The sequence below is a fragment of the Acinetobacter sp. WU_MDCI_Abxc222 genome (assembly GCF_025514755.1).
Lineage (GTDB): Bacteria > Pseudomonadota > Gammaproteobacteria > Pseudomonadales > Moraxellaceae > Acinetobacter > Acinetobacter geminorum.
Map to the genome: position 1 here is coordinate 79,855 of NZ_JAHPVG010000006.1, position 17,926 is coordinate 97,780.

Annotated in this window: 18 protein-coding genes; 10 read left to right on the forward strand and 8 right to left on the reverse strand. The window is 39.0% G+C overall.

The window, feature by feature from the left end:
• Positions 1-35 precede the first annotated feature (35 nt).
• Positions 36-1,343, reverse strand: a complete 1,308-nt coding sequence (locus KTJ10_RS10920; RefSeq protein ID WP_199992279.1) for a hypothetical protein — start codon at positions 1,341-1,343, stop codon at positions 36-38.
• 59 nt (positions 1,344-1,402) lie between these two features.
• On the opposite strand from KTJ10_RS10920, the gene serB reads away from it, so the two are divergent.
• The gene (gene serB, locus KTJ10_RS10925; RefSeq protein WP_046812091.1) at positions 1,403-2,626 is read left to right on the forward strand and encodes a phosphoserine phosphatase SerB; all 1,224 of its coding nucleotides are present in this window, start codon (positions 1,403-1,405) and stop codon (positions 2,624-2,626) included.
• Between the two features lie 23 nt (positions 2,627-2,649).
• On the opposite strand, the gene KTJ10_RS17980 is transcribed toward serB, so the two are convergent.
• Positions 2,650-2,922 carry a hypothetical protein gene (locus tag KTJ10_RS17980; protein WP_046812146.1) on the reverse strand — a complete coding sequence of 91 codons (273 nt, stop codon included), beginning with the start codon at positions 2,920-2,922 and terminating at the stop codon, positions 2,650-2,652.
• A gap of 113 nt (positions 2,923-3,035) precedes the next feature.
• Between KTJ10_RS17980 and aciT the strand changes: the two genes are divergently transcribed.
• Both aciT and KTJ10_RS10935 read left to right on the forward strand, forming a co-directional pair.
• Positions 3,036-3,371 carry a ciprofloxacin tolerance protein AciT gene (aciT, locus tag KTJ10_RS10930; RefSeq protein WP_002119105.1) on the forward strand — a complete coding sequence of 112 codons (336 nt, stop codon included), beginning with the start codon at positions 3,036-3,038 and terminating at the stop codon, positions 3,369-3,371.
• Between the two features lie 252 nt (positions 3,372-3,623).
• The gene (locus KTJ10_RS10935) at positions 3,624-4,103 is read left to right on the forward strand and encodes an SCP-2 sterol transfer family protein (protein WP_262442011.1); all 480 of its coding nucleotides are present in this window, start codon (positions 3,624-3,626) and stop codon (positions 4,101-4,103) included.
• 43 nt (positions 4,104-4,146) lie between these two features.
• Here KTJ10_RS10935 and dtd read toward each other — a convergent pair whose 3' ends face one another.
• Positions 4,147-4,590 (reverse strand): D-aminoacyl-tRNA deacylase, encoded by a 444-nt coding sequence (gene dtd, locus KTJ10_RS10940; protein ID WP_046812090.1) that lies wholly within the window; start codon positions 4,588-4,590, stop codon positions 4,147-4,149.
• Between the two features lie 168 nt (positions 4,591-4,758).
• Between dtd and pncB the strand changes: the two genes are divergently transcribed.
• From pncB to KTJ10_RS10965, 5 genes are all read left to right on the forward strand, one after another.
• A complete protein-coding gene (pncB, locus tag KTJ10_RS10945) occupies positions 4,759-5,973 on the forward strand; it encodes a nicotinate phosphoribosyltransferase (RefSeq protein ID WP_046812089.1) in 1,215 nt (404 codons plus the stop codon).
• A gap of 148 nt (positions 5,974-6,121) precedes the next feature.
• On the forward strand, positions 6,122-6,970 hold the full coding sequence (locus KTJ10_RS10950) for a sulfurtransferase (protein WP_262442012.1): 849 nt from the start codon (positions 6,122-6,124) through the stop codon (positions 6,968-6,970).
• Positions 6,967-7,818, forward strand: coding sequence for an archaetidylserine decarboxylase (gene asd / locus KTJ10_RS10955; RefSeq protein WP_014207963.1), 852 nt, complete (start codon positions 6,967-6,969; stop codon positions 7,816-7,818). The genes KTJ10_RS10950 and asd overlap by 4 nt, the downstream gene beginning before the upstream one ends.
• Before the next feature lie 429 nt (positions 7,819-8,247).
• Positions 8,248-9,468 (forward strand): acetamidase/formamidase family protein, encoded by a 1,221-nt coding sequence (locus KTJ10_RS10960; protein ID WP_262442013.1) that lies wholly within the window; start codon positions 8,248-8,250, stop codon positions 9,466-9,468.
• Positions 9,469-9,598: 130 nt separating this feature from the next.
• Positions 9,599-10,018 carry a hypothetical protein gene (locus KTJ10_RS10965; RefSeq protein WP_139841482.1) on the forward strand — a complete coding sequence of 140 codons (420 nt, stop codon included), beginning with the start codon at positions 9,599-9,601 and terminating at the stop codon, positions 10,016-10,018.
• A gap of 72 nt (positions 10,019-10,090) precedes the next feature.
• Here the strand turns inward: KTJ10_RS10965 and KTJ10_RS10970 are convergent, their stop codons facing one another.
• On the reverse strand, positions 10,091-10,849 hold the full coding sequence (locus KTJ10_RS10970; protein ID WP_262442014.1) for an AcfC family putative adhesin: 759 nt from the start codon (positions 10,847-10,849) through the stop codon (positions 10,091-10,093).
• Between the two features lie 242 nt (positions 10,850-11,091).
• On the opposite strand from KTJ10_RS10970, the gene KTJ10_RS10975 reads away from it, so the two are divergent.
• Positions 11,092-12,288 carry a lysophospholipase gene (locus KTJ10_RS10975; RefSeq protein ID WP_262442015.1) on the forward strand — a complete coding sequence of 399 codons (1,197 nt, stop codon included), beginning with the start codon at positions 11,092-11,094 and terminating at the stop codon, positions 12,286-12,288.
• A 68-nt stretch (positions 12,289-12,356) separates the two neighbouring features.
• Here KTJ10_RS10975 and phoR read toward each other — a convergent pair whose 3' ends face one another.
• The 3 genes from phoR to KTJ10_RS10990 form a co-directional block, all read right to left on the reverse strand.
• Complete coding sequence (gene phoR, locus KTJ10_RS10980; RefSeq protein ID WP_004790120.1) at positions 12,357-13,715, reverse strand: phosphate regulon sensor histidine kinase PhoR; 1,359 nt, start codon at positions 13,713-13,715, stop codon at positions 12,357-12,359.
• A gap of 9 nt (positions 13,716-13,724) precedes the next feature.
• Complete coding sequence (phoB, locus tag KTJ10_RS10985; RefSeq protein WP_000650776.1) at positions 13,725-14,435, reverse strand: phosphate regulon transcriptional regulator PhoB; 711 nt, start codon at positions 14,433-14,435, stop codon at positions 13,725-13,727.
• A gap of 254 nt (positions 14,436-14,689) precedes the next feature.
• Positions 14,690-15,361 (reverse strand): TetR/AcrR family transcriptional regulator, encoded by a 672-nt coding sequence (locus KTJ10_RS10990; protein WP_031949648.1) that lies wholly within the window; start codon positions 15,359-15,361, stop codon positions 14,690-14,692.
• Between the two features lie 212 nt (positions 15,362-15,573).
• Between KTJ10_RS10990 and KTJ10_RS10995 the strand changes: the two genes are divergently transcribed.
• Complete coding sequence (locus KTJ10_RS10995; RefSeq protein ID WP_039766441.1) at positions 15,574-16,407, forward strand: SDR family NAD(P)-dependent oxidoreductase; 834 nt, start codon at positions 15,574-15,576, stop codon at positions 16,405-16,407.
• A gap of 56 nt (positions 16,408-16,463) precedes the next feature.
• Here KTJ10_RS10995 and KTJ10_RS11000 read toward each other — a convergent pair whose 3' ends face one another.
• On the reverse strand, positions 16,464-17,831 hold the full coding sequence (locus KTJ10_RS11000) for an MATE family efflux transporter (RefSeq protein WP_262442017.1): 1,368 nt from the start codon (positions 17,829-17,831) through the stop codon (positions 16,464-16,466).
• Positions 17,832-17,926 lie beyond the last annotated feature (95 nt).

The window sequence follows — 17,926 nt, forward strand, 5'->3', positions numbered from 1 at the left end:
CCAAAAGGCTAGGTTCTGATGCGCGTAGTAATTTTTTATGAAGCTGCACTACTTGGACTATCATTTTGTGGGATTGATTTTTTCCCCATTAAAATTTCAGTCCGGATATTTTGAGCAAGTTCAGCACATTCTGCATTCATACCATTGATCATAAATGCATGACGTGTCATCACATTGCTTGGGTTTGGCATTGCAACAAGTTGGTAGCTGTCTTGAATTGCTTTGAGCTGTTCATTTTCGAGATATAAAGCTGACTCTTTAGCATGAAGATGCTGTGCTAAACGTTGAGCAGCTTCTTTTGCATCGATTTGCATAGCTTCCACAGCATTACACGTTGCACTACGAGTTTGCAGCGCAAAACGTTTATCTTCACGGTAACGTTTATATAAAACATCTGAAAGTAATTGGAATACGGTTCCAATCATAAGTAGACATTCTACGGCATGCGTATGAGAGGTTGAAATCGCAAGTGTCGCGCCTTCTGCATTAAACTCATCTACTACTTCAATATCTGTGAGCTTCAATTGGTAATGCTTAACGCATAACTCAATACTCTTGTTTAAAAAGAGCTGGCAGAGCTTGAAATAAGGAACAGATACCGATTGGTTAACACTGCTTAATAACTGTTTAGGATCATAAAACTGAATATTGAGTGCCAACGTATGTTGGTCAGCTGAATCTGAAGTTTTCTCGGCTTGTTGGCGAGCTGCTGGTTTCGCTTTCGCTTGTTGTTGCGCTTGTGCAACCAACGTGACCGTATTTTGTTTTTCTAGAGCCAATGCTTGAGTTAACTGCTGAATTTCATGCTTCAAGCGGTTTTCTTCATTAATGCGTGCCAAATATTCGCTTCTTGTTGGACGAGCAACCGCACGATAGGCAAGCCACAATAAAACATGCAAAAACAGAGAAGCTAAAATTGCAAGCCATTGAGTACGAAGAATTTCTCCAATACTTGGCTGAATCAACGTAACTTCGATAGATCCCACTTTCTTTTCATTTTGAAGGGCATCACGAGCAAAAATTTCGCCTTGGCGGGTTTTTGAAATTCCGCTTGTTGCTAGAACCTGTTTGTTCGCATCAAGAATGCGAATAGACGCAACACTTGGATTGGTCGCATAGCGATTGGCAATCAGAGCTAAAGACACCGTATTAGCAGGTTCAAGCTCAGATAAGCTGTCTGCAACGAGCTGACTGGTCATGAGCTGACCTTGACTCGCACGGTTTTCATTAAGCTGGTGTGTCGTTGCAATGACCAATAAAAAGGTATGCAATGCAAAACTAACGATCAGTAGGCTAGCAAATAGCCCTTGTCTAGGCGCAATCAAGTTAAACTTCCAAGGCAATTATATTGAAATTCGATTATGATTCTTACAATAGTTGTCACTCAGACTAGAGTCAATTCATGCGAGAAATCATTCTTATATCCTTTTTAGGACCGGACCAACCAAACCAGTTTACCCGATTAATGCAAGTACTATCCGTACATTCATTGCAAATACTGGATGTAGGTCAGGCTGTTATTCATAATCAACTTACATTAGGCATTGTGGTCGCTTCTGATAATGAAACTGCGACCGCATTGGCAATGAAAGAGATTTTGATTTTAGCACATGATATTGGCTTAACAGTGCGCTTTAAACCAATCACGGGTGCAGAATACGATCAATGGGTAAGTGAAGGTGGTCGGACTCGTTATATCGTCACGGCTTTAGCCCCAGAACTCACTGCGGCACACTTACAAGCAGTTACAAAAATTGTGTCTAGCCAAGGCTTTAACATCGAAACAGTAACGCGTTTATCAGGTCGTGTAGACTTCGAAAGAGATAATAAATTTCCACGTCGTGCCTGCGTACAGTTTGGTCTAAGTAGTGGCCCAACTTTAGATGCACAAGCCATGCGTGCTGCATGTTTACTTCTTTCAAGCGAATTAAATATTGATGTTGCTGTTCAAGAAGACAACGCTTATCGCCGTAACCGCCGTTTAGTGTGCTTCGATATGGACTCAACATTAATTGAACAAGAAGTAATTGATGAGTTGGCGATTGAAGCAGGGGTAGGTGCACAAGTTGCTGAAATTACTGAAAGAGCAATGCAAGGTGAGCTTGATTTCCAGCAAAGCTTCCGTGCACGTGTTGCATTATTAAAAGGGCTTGATGCTGCTGTTTTGCCTAAAATTGCAGAGCGTTTAACCATTACCGAAGGTGCGGAGCGTCTTATCTCGACCTTAAAGGCACTTGGTTATAAAACGGCAATTTTATCTGGTGGATTCCAGTATTTTGCTGAATATTTACAAGGCAAACTCGGTATTGATGAAGTTCACGCCAATATTTTAGATGTGCAAGACGGCTTCGTAACAGGTGAAGTGAAAGGTGCAATTGTAGATGGCGCCCGTAAAGCTGAGCTATTACGCGAGCTTGCAAATAAGATGGGGATTTCTCTAGAGCAAGCGATGGCAGTAGGCGATGGTGCAAACGATTTACCAATGCTTGCGATTGCAGGCTTAGGCGTTGCTTATCGTGCAAAACCATTAGTACGCCAAAATGCAAATCAAGCGATTTCAAGTGTTGGTTTAGATGGTGTGCTGTATTTACTCGGTATGCATGATAAAGATTTAAATCGTGCTTAACCTATGTGGATAAGCTTTAAGCGCTACTTCAGAGTAGCGCTTTTTTTATGCAGAATAGTCATAAAAACAAGCAAGTTATGACAAAATTTTGCACAGAAAAAAGGCAATAAAAAAATCTGAAAAAAACTTATTTTGGGCCTTAAAAACAGCATATTTTTTTGTAATGACACGCCAGAATTGATGCCATATAGGGAATCGAACTTTTTGAATTTTACAAAAATGTAATGACAAAAGAATGTTGCGACAAAGTATGTCGCATTAAGAAAAAACGGGTCTTTTTTTCTAAAAAAAAACATCCATAATGCATCGTAAGCTTCAACACAAATCATGAATTAAAGTTGTTTTTGGAATGAGGTCGGGTATTTAAGACCGAATGTTTTTAGACGTTTTCATTAAGACGGAGGTTTCTATGGTAACAGCGAATTTTGCCGCTATCGCCGGATTCAGCTTAATTGCTGTCGCGCTTGTTGCTGTTTTCTTTTCTCCTTACCGTCGTTGGCTTGGTTTTATGCTTGCAGGGATGTTCTTTTGGGGGCTATTGGAAGTGGTCCGTTTTGGAGTTCAAGTCACTTTTGAAATGCCAGTCACATATAGTTATTTAACTGCACTAAGTCTAGCGATGGTAATGGTTACATTTATTCTGTTACGTGAGGATAAACAAGCACAAAAGGCATTGGCAAATCGCCAATATATAGAACACACGCCAGTATATGAAGATGATCAGCAGCAATGTTCTAGCCGATAATTAAATTGTTATCTAACGGTAAAAAGGTATGCACAGCATGCCTTTTTCATTTACGAAACGTGATTTTTATTATACAAAGCATTTATTAAAAAATAGCCAGTTATGCTACGATAGATGCGTCTGTTGACGTTTCATCTAGATTGCGTTGCCAGCTAAAAAATTATCAATTGATGCATAAAACACAGGCAATGGTATGTCGTTGCTAAGTTTTGCTCTAAAGTTTTCATAAAAATACAATAGGCGTGAATGTTCATGAAACTTTCTTCCATACCTGTAGTCAAGTTACCTCTCGTTGATGTCAGTACAGACCCGTTAGATTTATTGGTAGCAGGTTTAGTGCTGCGTATGAAGCAGTTGGCGCGTACTAGCCCTAAGTTTATTGAACTGATTCATGACCGCACGTTCCGTATTCAGATTGGTACAGATCTAGGCGTTGCACGTCAGATCATTATTAATAATGGTCAAATTGACACGGTTGCAGGTGCACCTGAGAAAGCTGATTTTATTTTGCAATTCGCAGACAGTGAGCAAGGTGTAAAAACTTTGATTAAAGGTGACCCAACAGCATTTATGACGGGTATGCAAGACGGCAGCATTAAAATGGAAGGTGATTTCAGCCTATTGGTATGGTTTAACCAAGTCGCTAAGCTCATTCCACCTAAGTTACCAAAACCAGTAAAAGAAAAAGTACGTCAGGCGCGTGCTTTCATTAAAGAGAAAACTGGACGTTAATTGCTAGACATAAAAAAACTCCCATTTGGGAGTTTTTTTATGTCTATGCTTCAACTTCCAAATTGAAAGTTACTGGCCCATCATTAATGAGGTGTACTTTCATATCCGCAGCAAAAATTCCTGTTTGAACGTTTTCAAATTGAGAATGTGTATATTCAACCAATTGTTCGTATAACGCTTTTGCATCGCTAGGTGGCATCGCTGGGCCAAAGTCTGGACGCAAACCTTTTTGTGTTTGTGCCATTAAGGTAAATTGCGACACAAGCAGGATTCCACCATTTGCTTGAGATACATTCCAGCCCATTTTGCCTTGCTCATCATCAAAGATGCGATATTTCAAAATTTTATCAATAAGCTTTTGGCCAATAGCCAAATTATCATCTCGGCCAATGCCTAAAAAGACTAATAGGCCTTGTTGGATTTCGCCTGTAGTTTCACCGTCTACCACCACTTTGGCTTCAAGAACTCGTTGTATTAAAGCGCGCATAGTTAAAGCAAATTTCTTTAATTAATTGAATTAACGTAGTTTAGCAGAATTTAAATTAAATGATTTTTAAAAGGAAATTTCATGGAACTGCAACAATGGTATAAAACCTCGCAATTCATCCATAAAAATATGCTTTAATGCTAAGAAGCAAGCGAATAATCATTGACTATGTCTCCAATTATCCATTCTTTACTAGATACAGACTTGTACAAATTTACGATGTTACAAGTGGTTTTGCATAAATTCCCGCAAACCCATAGTGTCTATCATTTCCGCTGTAGAAATTTAGAAGATACTGTCTATCCACTAGTAGATATTTTGGATGATTTAAATCAGCAACTCGACTATTTGTGTAGCCTTAAATATAAAGAAGATGAGCTTCAATATTTACGTAAATTACGCTTTATCAAAAGTGATTTTGTTGATTATTTAGAACTATTTCAACTGAAACGACGTTTTATTCAGGCTAGCATTGATGCAGAAGGTCGTTTGGATATTCGTATTGAAGGTCCAATGGTCCAGGCCATGATGTTCGAGATTTTTGTTCTGGCAATTGTAAACGAGTTATATTTTAGCCGTATCAAAACAGACCAAGTTTGGGCTGAAGGCGAACGCCGTTTACAAGCAAAACTCGATTTGATTCAGCAATATGAAAAATCTCAACAGCCGAATGATCCCCCGTTTTTAGTTTCTGATTTTGGTACACGCCGTCGTTATAGCTTTGCATGGCAAAAGCATGTCGTAGCGGCATTTCATAAAACTGTACCAAATGTGTTCCGTGGTACAAGTAATGTGTTGCTGGCTAAAGAGCTTAACATTACACCAATCGGGACCATGGCACATGAGTTCCTACAAGCTTTTCAGGCACTTGATGTACGTTTGCGTGATTTCCAAAAAGCTGCTCTGGAAACGTGGGTACAAGAGTACCGTGGAGATTTGGGAATTGCCCTAACCGATGTGGTAGGGATGGATGCTTTCTTACGCGACTTTGACCTGTATTTTGCCAAACTCTTTGATGGTTTACGTCATGACAGCGGCGACCCGTATGAGTGGGGCGATAAGGCGTATGCACATTACCGTAAATTAAAAATTGATACCAAAACCAAAATGCTGACCTTTAGCGATGGCCTTAATTTGCCAAAGGCTTGGGAGTTGCATCAATACTTTAAAGATCGTTTTCAGGTGAGTTTTGGTATTGGAACTAACCTAACCAACGATATGGGGCAAAAGCCGCTGAATATTGTGTTGAAACTGGTTGAGTGTAATGGTCAGTCGGTTGCGAAAATCTCAGATAGTCCAGGTAAAACCATGACTGACAACGATACTTTCTTGGCCTATTTACGTCAGGTTTTTGAAATCGAAGAACTTGAAGAAGCGGTTTAAGTAAAAAGTAGTCTCGCTATTTTTTATTTTTAAAAGTGAGAATGCTGATATCTGATTTTCTGCTAAAGCGTAGCAGAAAATCAGAGTTTGTTAGATATATGCTTATGCTAAGATTGAAAATAAGCTGGTATAAAAAGAAACCATGACGATGACACTCCCTGATTTTAAACTCGATTTATTAATAGAAGCAGAAGAATTAGTGCCTTATTTAGGCAATGAATATATTCGCATTATAGATTTGAGCCGTGCATCGGTTTATGAACAACTCCATATTCCACATGCCATTCATTTACAGCCTAAATGGTTAGTGGCTCAGCATGAAGAAGCTACTGGTGTTTTGCCGGATGAAGCGGGTTTACAAGCACTGATTGAAAAATTGAATATTTCACCTAATCATCATGTCGTAGTGTATGACGATGAAGGTGGGGCATGGGCTGGACGTTTAATCTGGAATTTGCATTGCCTAGGATTTACCCGTACCAGTTTAATTAACGGCGGTATCCATGCATGGTTAGGGGCAGGCTTACCAACCACAGCAGAAGTCGAAAAAGTTTCTCCTGTTGCAGACTTAATTCAAATTGATTTATCACATGCCGCTCAGTTCCGTGTGAGCTATGAAGAGTTACGCAAACAAGTTGAACAAGAAAGTGTGCAACTATGGGATTGCCGTACGAGTGATGAATATAGTGGTGTCCGTTTAGCAGCGCGACGCGGCGGTCACATTCCAAACGCCCTCCATTTTGAATGGAGTACTGCACTTAATCGTCAAAATCATCTAAAATTGCATCCGCTTGAACGCACGCGGCAGCGCCTTGAACAACTTGGGTTCGATTTACAACAACCTGTAGTTGTGTACTGCCAGTCACATCATCGTTCTGGTTTGGCCTATATTCTGGCTAGACTCTTGGGCTGGGAAGCAAAAGCCTATGATGGTGCGTGGAGTGAATGGGGCAATCGCCTCGATAGTCCTATTATTACTGGAGAATCACCCTCGTGAGTTTCACATCTCGATTAAAAAAAGAATTATTTATTAAGGCACAAAACCTTGTACCACAGCACCAATTGAGCCGTGTGGTAGGTAAAGTTGCTGCGAGTGAAAATCCAGTTGTGAAAAACGCTGTTATTCATGCGTTTAAAGCTAAGTATGGGATTGATTTATCGATTGCTGAACAAGGCAATGCACTGAAATATAAATCTTTTAATGACTTTTTTACCCGTGCATTAAAAGAAGGTGTACGTCTAATTGATGAAAATGCAGATAGTATTGTGTCACCAGCGGACGGTGCAATTTCCCAAATTGGTAAAATTACTGCGGGTGAAGTCTTTCAAGCCAAAGGTCAAAGTTTCTCTGTAGAGAAATTAATTGGCGATCCACAACTTGCTCAGCCATTCCAAGACGGGGAGTTCGCGACAGTTTATTTATCACCACGCGATTACCATCGTGTTCATATGCCGTTTGCAGGTACTTTAACAGAAACGTTATATGTGCCAGGCGAGCTATTTTCGGTAAATCAGGTCACTGCTGAAAATGTACCGGGATTATTTGCTCGTAATGAACGTATGGTGTGTTTGTTTGATACTGAACTTGGCCGTATGGCTGTTGTTCTAGTGGGGGCGATGATTGTTGCTGGTATTGAAACTGTGGCAACAGGCAAGGTAAAACCTTCAGGTCGTATCGAATTACAGCATCATCAGTTAAAGCTAGAGAAAGGTGCTGAGCTTGGACGTTTTTATTTAGGTTCTACAGCCGTTATTTTATTTGAAAAAGATAAGATCGAATGGGAACAACGTTTTAAAGCTGAGTCTGTGGTTGTAATGGGTGAGCGCATGGGACATACAGTTTAGTAAACGATATAATCACCATAAAATAAGTAAACCCTGATTTTAATTATTCAGGGTTTATTTTTTTGATTTAAGTTATATAAAATTAAAATATATAACTATGTTTGGATTTATATTATATAGAAAAATAATTATTATTAAGTGATCTAAATGAGTACGTTATATGAGCTAGTCTATAAATATGTATCTGAAGAGAGCAAAAATATTAATATGATTAAAAATTAATAAATAAAAATAGAATGAAATATTTAAGTTAGACTTAAGTCGAGGTTTTAATTTTATTTGAAGATAAGTTATTAAATCTAAAAAAATTATTTATTTTTTATAACCATGAAGCGCTTTTTTGATATTACACAACTTTAGCCTTGGCACAATGCTTGCTACTTGTTTAGGACTTTACTGTAACTTTCATATTTTTTAGGTTCTGAAATCATGTTAAAAGTTAAACGCCTGACAGCTTCGGTTTTATCTGTACTTTGTATTTCACTCACCCATGCCAATGATTTTAAAGTTTTAAATCAAATTTCAAAACAGCCTACTCAACTTCAAAGTGGCGAATATAAAGGTAATTATTATGTTCCCTCTACTTTAAATACTATTACATGGGGTTATTTGCCGAATCGTGATGCTAAACCTGTGCTTACTGTTCCGTCGGGTAGTGTCGTGACATTCGATACAGTTTCTCATGAAGGTTTGCTTGAAGACCAAGGGCGTAATGCTGAAAAGTTCTTTAAATCGAAGGGTGTAAATTCTAATCAAATATTGGAAGAAGCAAAAACAATTACACAGTCAAATTTAAAGCATGATTTTCATAAAGATGGGCCACATATTGTGACAGGTCCTGTTGCCATTGAAGGCGCACAGCCCGGTGATATTTTGAAAGTTGAAGTACTTAAAGTTGAACCGCGTGTTCCTTACGGTGTGATTTCAAATCGACATGGTAAGGGGGCTTTAGTCGGGGAGTTTCCTAAAAAAGCGAAGCAAGAAAATGCATCGGCTGAACATCCTGAACGCTATGGAAATGTATCGATTTTCACCCCAATTGAAAAAAATGCACAAGGTGAATATGAAGGGGTATTAAAAACAGAATCTGGTAAATCAATACGTTTTCCGCTGTATCCTTTTATGGGAATTATGGGGGTAGCAGCTAATACATCTGAGCCTGTTCACTCTGTACCACCTGCAATGTATGGAGGAAATATTGATATTAATGAACTAGGTGCAGGTTCAACCGCTTATTATCCTGTTCAGGTTAAAGGTGCATTATTCTATACGGGTGATAGTCATTTCGCGCAAGGGGACGGAGAGGTGGCATTAACGGCACTAGAAGCTTCAGCCCGCGCCACGCTGAAATTTACCTTACTCAAAGCAGGTAATGACAAAATACCGGGCAAAGATTTAAAACAACCTTTAGCTGAAAATGCTGAGTTTTGGATTACGCCGGGACTTGATGAAGATCTTGATGAAGCGATGAAGAAATCTACACGTGAAGCCATTCGTTTCTTAAATCAAGAATACGGTATTGACGAAGCAACAGCGTACGCCTATTTAAGTGCCGCGACTGATTTTGAAGTTTCACAAGTAGTAGATAAAACCAAAGGTATTCATGCAAAAATCAGAAAAGCTGATTTTAAAGAATTTGAAAGTAAATAATTGAGATGATCTGAGCTTGGTATTTAAAATATTAAATACCAAGTTAATCTTATCTTAACTATTTATAAGTATTATATAATTTATAATTAAGTATAATAAATATCACACATATTTATTAGTATAAAATCTAATGCAATCACTTCCAAACGTTCTACTATATCTTGCTGCTTTATTAACATTCTGTGCTGCATTACTTCATTTTGTTTGTGTGTTCTGGGGAGCAAATGGTTTTCGGTTTTTAGGGGCGGGGAAAAGTATTGTCCATATGGTTGAAAGAGGGCACTGGTATCCTAATTTTACAGCTATAACTGTGGGGTTAATTCTAACTGTATGTGCTATTTATGCCTTCTTTGCAGCAAAGGGAATACAGGTATTACCATTTACTAAACTTATTTTGTCACTTGTTTCAGCGGTTTTTCTTATCCGTGGTTTTGCTTTTCCATGGTTAAAGTCAAAATTTGTGGGAAATAGTGATTTATTTTGGTATATCAGCTCAGCCTTTTGTTTAATACTCGGTGCTTTATATGCCGCAGGCGTATATTTAATTTGAAACGAATATATTCTAAGTGAACTAGAGTGAATAATTTTAAAAATTAAAAAGAGAGCTTAGCTCCCTTTTTAATTATTTAGTCCAGCCATATTTTTTGAAAATAGTATTGCCTTGCTGTGAAGATAGAAAATCTACAAACCGTTTAGCCTCAGCATCTTTTAGACTATGTTTAGTTAATGCAACACCTATGTCACGATAGACAACTAGCTCTGGTTCGATAGGGATAATTTGTCCAACATCTGGGTTACTAACTCCCCAAATATTAAAGACTAACCAAGCATCATAGCTGCTATTTTCTTCCCAGCTTTTCTTGGCAATCCCTGTATTGGCTGCATAGGTGGCAATATTCTTTCGAAAAGCTTTTGTTAATTGAATATTTCCAGTTCTGCCAGCAATATCTTCCCACATACCGACTTGACCTGCACCATGTGTAACTAAAACTTTAATATTGGGTTTAGCTAGGTCTTTAAATCCTTTAATATTTTTAGGATTTCCTTTGCGTACTAAAATGGCTGCGGGGCGTAAATATAAAGGTTCCACCGAGTCTTTTATAATTTGATCAGAAAAGGTATTTTCGAAATCAGACATCATGGCTTCGGAACCACTATAGATAACATCTGCATCTAGTTTCGCTTTTTCAGACCATTGAGCAGTAGGACCAGAAGTCACATGGACTGCTATGCCAGTTTTATTGGTGAATTGTTTGGCGGCTTCTTTCATGGCGGGTGCGGGCCCACCCGGACCATAGACTTGTACGTTTGCAAAACTATGGATAGATAGAGAACCGAGAATAAGAAAAATCAGGTAGGGTATAAATTTTTGTTTTGACATTTTAATCACTATAGTAATTAAGAAAATATCAGCATATATTTTTTATTATTGAAATTGGATTAATTTTTGCAACGATATTTATAATACATTTCTTTAAAATATATTTAATGAGATTTTAATAGACTATATATAAATGTAAATTATTTTGAGTTAAATATAAATATAGAAGATTCTATGGTAATTTATATTTTATAAATTAATTATTTAAATAGATGTAGTGTAAATAATAGAGGAGTAATCCCTTGATTAAAAAAAGTAATTCTTTTTTTAAAATTTTATTTAGCAGTATTTGTTTGGTGTCTGGCTCTGCTATGGCTGCTCAAATTACCGATTTGGGTAAGCAAATTGTGAACGAAAAACCAGGCTCAATACTCTCTATAGCACAACAAGATGTGACAGATTTATTTCCTCATGCAGATCAGCGCTTGTTAGTTAATTATCGTAGTCGAGGTATTCAGGGCGAGCCTATTGTTGCATCGGCTTTTATTTTATTACCGAAAGGAACACCACCAAAAAATGGCTGGCCGATACTGGCTTGGGCGCATGGTACGACTGGAGTTGCTGATACTTGTGCACCTTCGGGTGACTATGTGGGTGGACCAGTTCACTCATATCAAGAAGTTGCTTCAAAAGCTTTAGATGGTTGGCTTGCACGTGGTTATGCAGTTGTTGCACCTGATTATCAGGGCTTAGGTACACCGGGCGGGCATCCTTATATGAATGCAAAGAGCCAACTACATACGGTTGTCGATGCAGTGCGGGCATTGCATTTGCTTAAGCCCAAGAATTTTAATAAACAGTGGTTGGTGATGGGGCACAGTCAAGGTGGGGCTGCGGCAATTGCAGTGTCTGCCTATGGTCAAAAAGATGCACCTGAACTAGATTTAAAAGGGGCAATTGCTCTTGCGCCAGGCGGCTATCAATATGAAGGCATTGCAGAATATGTGAAAACTAATCCGAACCCAGAACCTAGTGTGGCCGCTTTTTTCCCGATTGTGTTATTGGGAGCACAAGCAGCAGAACCAAGTATTGTTCCTGAAAACTTAGTCAGTGCAGAAATGAATGCGGTGCTAACTCAAGCGCGCAGTCGCTGTTTATCTGAACTTCAATCTGATTTGAAGAAGTCTCCTTCTAGCATATTTCTGCCTAATGCAGACTTAAAACCTCTTCTGGCTTATCTAAAACAACAGTCAATTGAAAATATGGTGCCGACTGTGCCGTTAATGATTGTTCAGGGCTCTAAAGATCATTTAGTCGACCCTAGAGGCACATCTGCTTATTATCAGCAGTTATGTAAATTAAAAAAACCAACTATATATCAAACGATTGATGGCGGAGATCATCGCGATGCATTACGCCAGAGCAATACATTTGCCACTCACTTTTTAAATGTAATAGAGAAAAATCAGACAAAATCGTATTGCTCGAATCTTAAGTAAATTGGTTTAAATAATACAAAAAAGCCGACTTTTCATGAGTCGGCTTTTTAAATGTGAGAGGGGCAAATTTAGGTCATGTTATATAGTCTTTCTTTTGGAAAAACTGCGGTAAATGTTGATCCCTCGTTTTCTTTAGACTGCACATCTAAATACGCACCGTGTTGCATAAGCACGTGTTTTACAATTGCTAAGCCTAAACCTGTACCACCTGTTTGACGGCTACGGTCGCTGTCCACACGATAGAAGCGTTCAGTCAGGCGTGGTAAATGTTTAGGATTAATTCCAATGCCCGTGTCTTGTACACTAAAGTAAGCATGTTCGCCATCATCATGCCAGCCAATGGTAATCGTTCCACCTTTTGGTGTGTACTTAATGGCATTGGTAATTAAATTACTAAATGCACTGGCAATTTCCATGTCGGAACCAATCAAGTCACAGTGGCTATCAATATGTAAATTGAGCGTGTGTCCATAATCGGCATTGTAGGCCTGAGCATCATCAAACAATTGATTCATTAAGCTCGGCATTTCAATAATCTGGTTTTTTGCGATTTTCTTATTATTTTCTAAATTTGATAACAACAGTAAATCATTGACCAAAGCATTCATACGCTTGGTTTGTGATTGCATCTGATCAAATGCACGTTTCCAGCGTGGGCTAATATCTTCCTGATCGGTAAATGTTTCGATATAACCACTCAGTACGGTTAATGGGGTACGAAGCTCATGCGAAATATTATCGACAAAGTCTTTGCGCATTTGCTCAAGGTTATGCATACGAGTCACGTCGTAAGCCACCAATAAACGACTTTCTCCACCAAATCGAGTGAGCTTAACCTGTACATAACGGTCATCATCAAAATTTGAGTGAAGCTTAATCCCATCGGGTGCCTGATCAATATTGTTAAAATATTCAATAAAGGTCGGCTGACGTAAAATCGTTAAGAGGTTTCGGCCACGGTCAAGTGGACTAATCCCTAATAAACGTTCAGCAGCAGGGTTCCACCATTCGATTTGATGTTGGTCATCAATTAGAACTACGGCCTCAGCAAGGGCAACTAAGGAAGATTGCGCTCGGTCAATTAAACCGACCATTTCGGCCTGAACAATTCGTTCCTGACGCTGAGCACGGTAAACATTAAATAATAATGCACCCCAAATCCCGTTAAGATTTGGAGGCACATCATAAGGTTTATTGGCAATCCAGTCATTGACCAGATATAAAGAACGCAACTGGAGTGTAAAAAACACCACAAAGGCGATAAAAATACAGCTCCAGAAATACCCAAGGCCTAAACCGACTAAACCGGCAATAATTAGAAAAAATAATAAGAGCCGTAAATCTTGTTTGGCAAACGTCCATAAACTACTGTAGCGGGAAAGTTTTTGTTCACGTACCTGTTCGGGGACGGGGTAGGGTTCATACATAAATCTTGGTTAACCTGCGGCTAAATCTGCACGTGTTGAGAAACGGTAGCCAGTTCCACGCACAGTCTGAACAAATCGGTCTACACCAAAAGGTTCTAAAACTTTACGCAAACGGCGAATGTGCACATCGATAGTGCGGTCTTCGATATATACATTACCGCCCCACACCTGATCGAGCAACTGGGCACGTGTATATGCACGCTCTGGATGGGTCATAAAAAATGCAAGTAAGCGATATTCAGTTGGGCCCATATCTAAAATGCTGTTGCCAAAGCTAACACGCTGGCTTACAGGATCAAGAATTAAGCCATTGGCATCAATGGTTTTTTCACCACTTAATGCATTAGCACGACGCAGAACTGCCTTAATACGTGAAACCAGTTCACGTGTTGAAAAAGGCTTAGTCATGTAGTCATCTGCACCTGCGTCAAGACCTTGTACTTTGTGGTCTTCTTCTCCGCGAGCAGTCAACATAATGACCGGAATTTCTGCTAGGTTTTCATCTCGTTTTAAGCGGCGACATAAATCGACACCACTTACGCCTCCAGGTAACATCCAATCAAGCAAGATAAGCGCCGGACGTTGGTCGACGATAATTTGATGAGCTTGTTTGGCATCTTCTGCCTGTAAACACTGAAAGCCTGCCATGTCCAAAGACGTATGGATCATTTCGCGAATAGGAAGCTCATCATCGACAATTAAAATATAGTCATCTTTCACAGCGCAATATCCTATAGATTTAACGGTGAACCGTTTTGTAGTTATGACAGGCTTATTACAAAGATTAATTATGACAATTTCATTGCAGAAAAGTCTATAAAATTAAATTTAGCAATAATTTGTGACAAAACTAAGGCAAAGCTATGACCAAATTGTGACATGAAGAATTTAATTTTCTTAAAATTATTCAATAGCTTATAACTTTAATCACTTAACTCGTTTTGCACATTTATGGCTGTCAAAAAACTTTAATATTATTTTGAAACTTGCGCTAATAAAGATAAGAAAACGATACGGCATGCGGTTAAAACCTGCTCAAGCGACTGTTCAAACCCTCCCATGACCCATCGAATCGCAATTTGAGTGACATATCCATTTAAGCCAGTTGCGATTAAAGAGAGCTCATTTTCATGGTGTTGAATTTGCGGCATGGTCAGCATAACAAAGGCTTGAATCATGCGATCAAATTGCGCAAGTGTTTCTTGAATGGTGGCCTGATTATGTAACTCTTGTACCAAAACGGCATCGACATAGATAATACGAGCTAATCTTGGGTCGTCTTTTAAGGTCGTCAGCAGTGCTCTTAAACCAGCATCCACCATTTTTTCTGGATCGGGTGCAGCTTTAATCACGGCTTGCATCAGATTTTGCTGTAATTCTTCAATCATTTTTAAAAAGATGGTTTGGAATAAATCTTCACTTTTCTTAAATGATTCATAAAAATAACGTTCTGTGAGTTTTGCCTCTTGGCAAACATCTTTTACCGTCACTGAAAAAAAACCGAGCGTTCCGTAGGTCGCAATACCTGCTTCAATCAGTTTTTCACGGCGTGCCTCTTTACGTTCAGATAGAGATAACCCTTTGAACTGACGTTCTTTACTCACACTTTTTGTTTTCTTTTTACTGGTTGAGTCGTTAGTCGCCATAAATAAGTCGTTTCCTAAAGAATGGTGTCCTAATTTATAGGTTTTGGCCAAATATGCTCACTATGATAAAGCCCTCAGAAGAATTGTGCCATTCTATCTGAAATTACAGTGTACTATATTGACAATGAGTATTGTCAAAATTATATTGAAGATGTCTGAACTGCACATGCAATGAACCGACTGTGCAAATATCGAAAAACAAAGGATGGACAATGAAAAATTTTAAAAACAAAGTCGCTGCAATTACGGGCGCGGGTTCTGGCATTGGGCAACAGTTAGCAATTCTTTTGGCAAAACAAGGCTGCCATCTTTCGTTGAGTGATATTAATGAAAAAGGATTACAACAAACTGTCGAGCTTTTAAAGCCATACAGTAATATTACTGTTACCACCAAAAAGCTTGATGTATCTGATCGTGAAGCAGTAAAGCAGTGGGCGCAAGAAACTGTGCAAGATCACGGTTCTGTTAACCTGATTTTTAACAATGCTGGCGTTGCATTAGGTTCAACTGTCGAAGGTGCGACCTACGAAGATTTAGAATGGATTGTTGGAATTAACTTCTGGGGTGTTGTGTACGGTACGAAAGAATTTTTACCGTTCATTAAGCAAACTCAAGATGGACACATTATTAACATCTCGAGCTTATTTGGTCTGACTGCCCAACCTACACAGTCTGGCTATAATGCAACCAAATTTGCGGTACGTGGTTTTACCGAGTCATTGCGCCAAGAGTTGGATATTGAAAAAAGTGGCGTGAGTTCTTTGTGCGTACATCCAGGGGGAATTCGTACCAATATTGCTAAAGCTGCAAAAATGAGTGACAGTTTGACTAGTTTAGGTATGGACCCGACTAAATCGATTCAAAACTTTGACAAGCTACTTCGTACTCCTCCAGAAGAAGCTGCCCGTCAAATCTTGGATGCCGTTTTGAAAAATAAACGCCGTTTATTGATTGGTAGTGATGCAAAAATTCTTGATGCATTCCAGCGTTTATTCCCGACCGGATACCAACGTGCTTCAACCATTGTGACTAAGTTAATGAAATAATTTTCAATGCAAAAAAGCCATCAATTGATGGCTTTTTTTATAATATTTAAATAGTTCTAAATAAGAACTTTGATCGTCTTTTTCTTCCAGATAAATTGATAATACAAGCCTTGAATAATACATAGACTGACAAATGCCAAGGCATAGGCAACCCAAATGCCTTTAAGTCCCCACATTGAGCTAAACCAGTAAGCACATGGAATTTCAATAAATAAAATGGCAGAGATGTTAATCAGCATTGGAACGGTCACGGTGCCGCTGGCACGCATGATAGATGCAAAAATGGCACCTGCGCCAAAGAATAAAATTGCCCAAAGTACAATAAATAAAAGCTGCTGTCCTAACACCACCACAGTTGGGTCTGTGATGAATAAAGCCATTAAATATTTTGAAAATAGATAACCAAGTGCAATTAAGGTACCTGTAAATAAAAAGTTCATACCTAAAGCGGTGCGTGTAACACGTGCGAGTAGCTCTGATTTACCCGCACCAATCGCTTGCGCTGCAAAAATTGAGGCTGCGATGGAGATCGAAATCGCTGGAAACTGAATGTAGTTGAGCACCTGATTCACTGCACCATACGCTGCTGTAGCATGTGAACCATAATGGTTAACCAACCCAACAATAACTAAACCCGCCATTGAGGTCGTAATCATTTGAATACCAGTTGGGACGCCTAAGCGTAAAATGATTTTGCTTAGTTCTGGATTATGACGGATATGTTGCAGAAGCTGACGATTCGGCCGAAGTGAATGATTTTTCTTGTTAAGATAAATCGCGAGAAAAATTAATATTGCGATATAACTAATAATTGATGCTATAGCAGGAGCAATAATCCCTAGGGCAGGAAAGCCAAAATAACCTTTGAGAAGAATTGGTGTAATAATTACACCGATGACACTGGTTAAAGCGAGGGCCAGTAAAGGGGTTGTACTGTCTCCCACACCACGTAAAATTGAGGTATAGATAATATAAACGAACAGAAGAGGGCTACCCGCCAACATCCATTGAACATAGGGCAAAGCAAGATGCATTACCTTGGGATCAGTACCCAATAACTCTAAAATATCTTTAGCAAAGAATACACCAAGAATCGCGGTAACGATTCCACCAATGATGGTCATAAACAGGGTAGAACCGACCACACTTTGGACTTTCTCTATATTTTGCGCCCCCCATGCTTGTCCTACTAAAACAGTCGTACCTGTTGAAATCCCGATAATAAAAGCGAGGAGCAAAAATAAGATAGGGAAATATACAGAAACTGCCGCAATTGCATCTACTCCCATCATTTGACCAACAAAGATGGTGTTAATAGTTCCTGACAAGTTCTGCAAAATATTGGTTGCAATCAAGGGTAGCAAGAAAACAAAAAATGTTTTCCATAGATTTTGCTGTTGAATTAAGGACTGTCTTGGTGGCATGTGTTCTCCATCGCCCATCTCTTTGATGAGCGGGGCGGATATTCAACTTAGCATAGTTGGAGCGAATGACTTGTAGTATTTTTACAGGGCTAAGT

Coding starts and splice junctions, on each gene's coding strand:
- KTJ10_RS10935 (WP_262442011.1), top strand. CDS start 3,624: ATGAAACTTTCTTCCATACCTGTAGTCAAGTTACCTCTCGTTGATGTC.
- KTJ10_RS10990 (WP_031949648.1), bottom strand. CDS start 15,361: ATGGCGACTAACGACTCAACCAGTAAAAAGAAAACAAAAAGTGTGAGT.
- KTJ10_RS11000 (WP_262442017.1), bottom strand. CDS start 17,831: ATGCCACCAAGACAGTCCTTAATTCAACAGCAAAATCTATGGAAAACA.
- phoR (WP_004790120.1), bottom strand. CDS start 13,715: ATGTATGAACCCTACCCCGTCCCCGAACAGGTACGTGAACAAAAACTT.
- KTJ10_RS17980 (WP_046812146.1), bottom strand. CDS start 2,922: ATGTTTTTTTTTAGAAAAAAAGACCCGTTTTTTCTTAATGCGACATAC.
- KTJ10_RS10995 (WP_039766441.1), top strand. CDS start 15,574: ATGAAAAATTTTAAAAACAAAGTCGCTGCAATTACGGGCGCGGGTTCT.
- KTJ10_RS10950 (WP_262442012.1), top strand. CDS start 6,122: ATGACACTCCCTGATTTTAAACTCGATTTATTAATAGAAGCAGAAGAA.
- KTJ10_RS10970 (WP_262442014.1), bottom strand. CDS start 10,849: ATGTCAAAACAAAAATTTATACCCTACCTGATTTTTCTTATTCTCGGT.
- dtd (WP_046812090.1), bottom strand. CDS start 4,590: ATGCGCGCTTTAATACAACGAGTTCTTGAAGCCAAAGTGGTGGTAGAC.
- pncB (WP_046812089.1), top strand. CDS start 4,759: ATGTCTCCAATTATCCATTCTTTACTAGATACAGACTTGTACAAATTT.
- KTJ10_RS10965 (WP_139841482.1), top strand. CDS start 9,599: ATGCAATCACTTCCAAACGTTCTACTATATCTTGCTGCTTTATTAACA.
- serB (WP_046812091.1), top strand. CDS start 1,403: ATGCGAGAAATCATTCTTATATCCTTTTTAGGACCGGACCAACCAAAC.
- KTJ10_RS10960 (WP_262442013.1), top strand. CDS start 8,248: ATGTTAAAAGTTAAACGCCTGACAGCTTCGGTTTTATCTGTACTTTGT.
- aciT (WP_002119105.1), top strand. CDS start 3,036: ATGGTAACAGCGAATTTTGCCGCTATCGCCGGATTCAGCTTAATTGCT.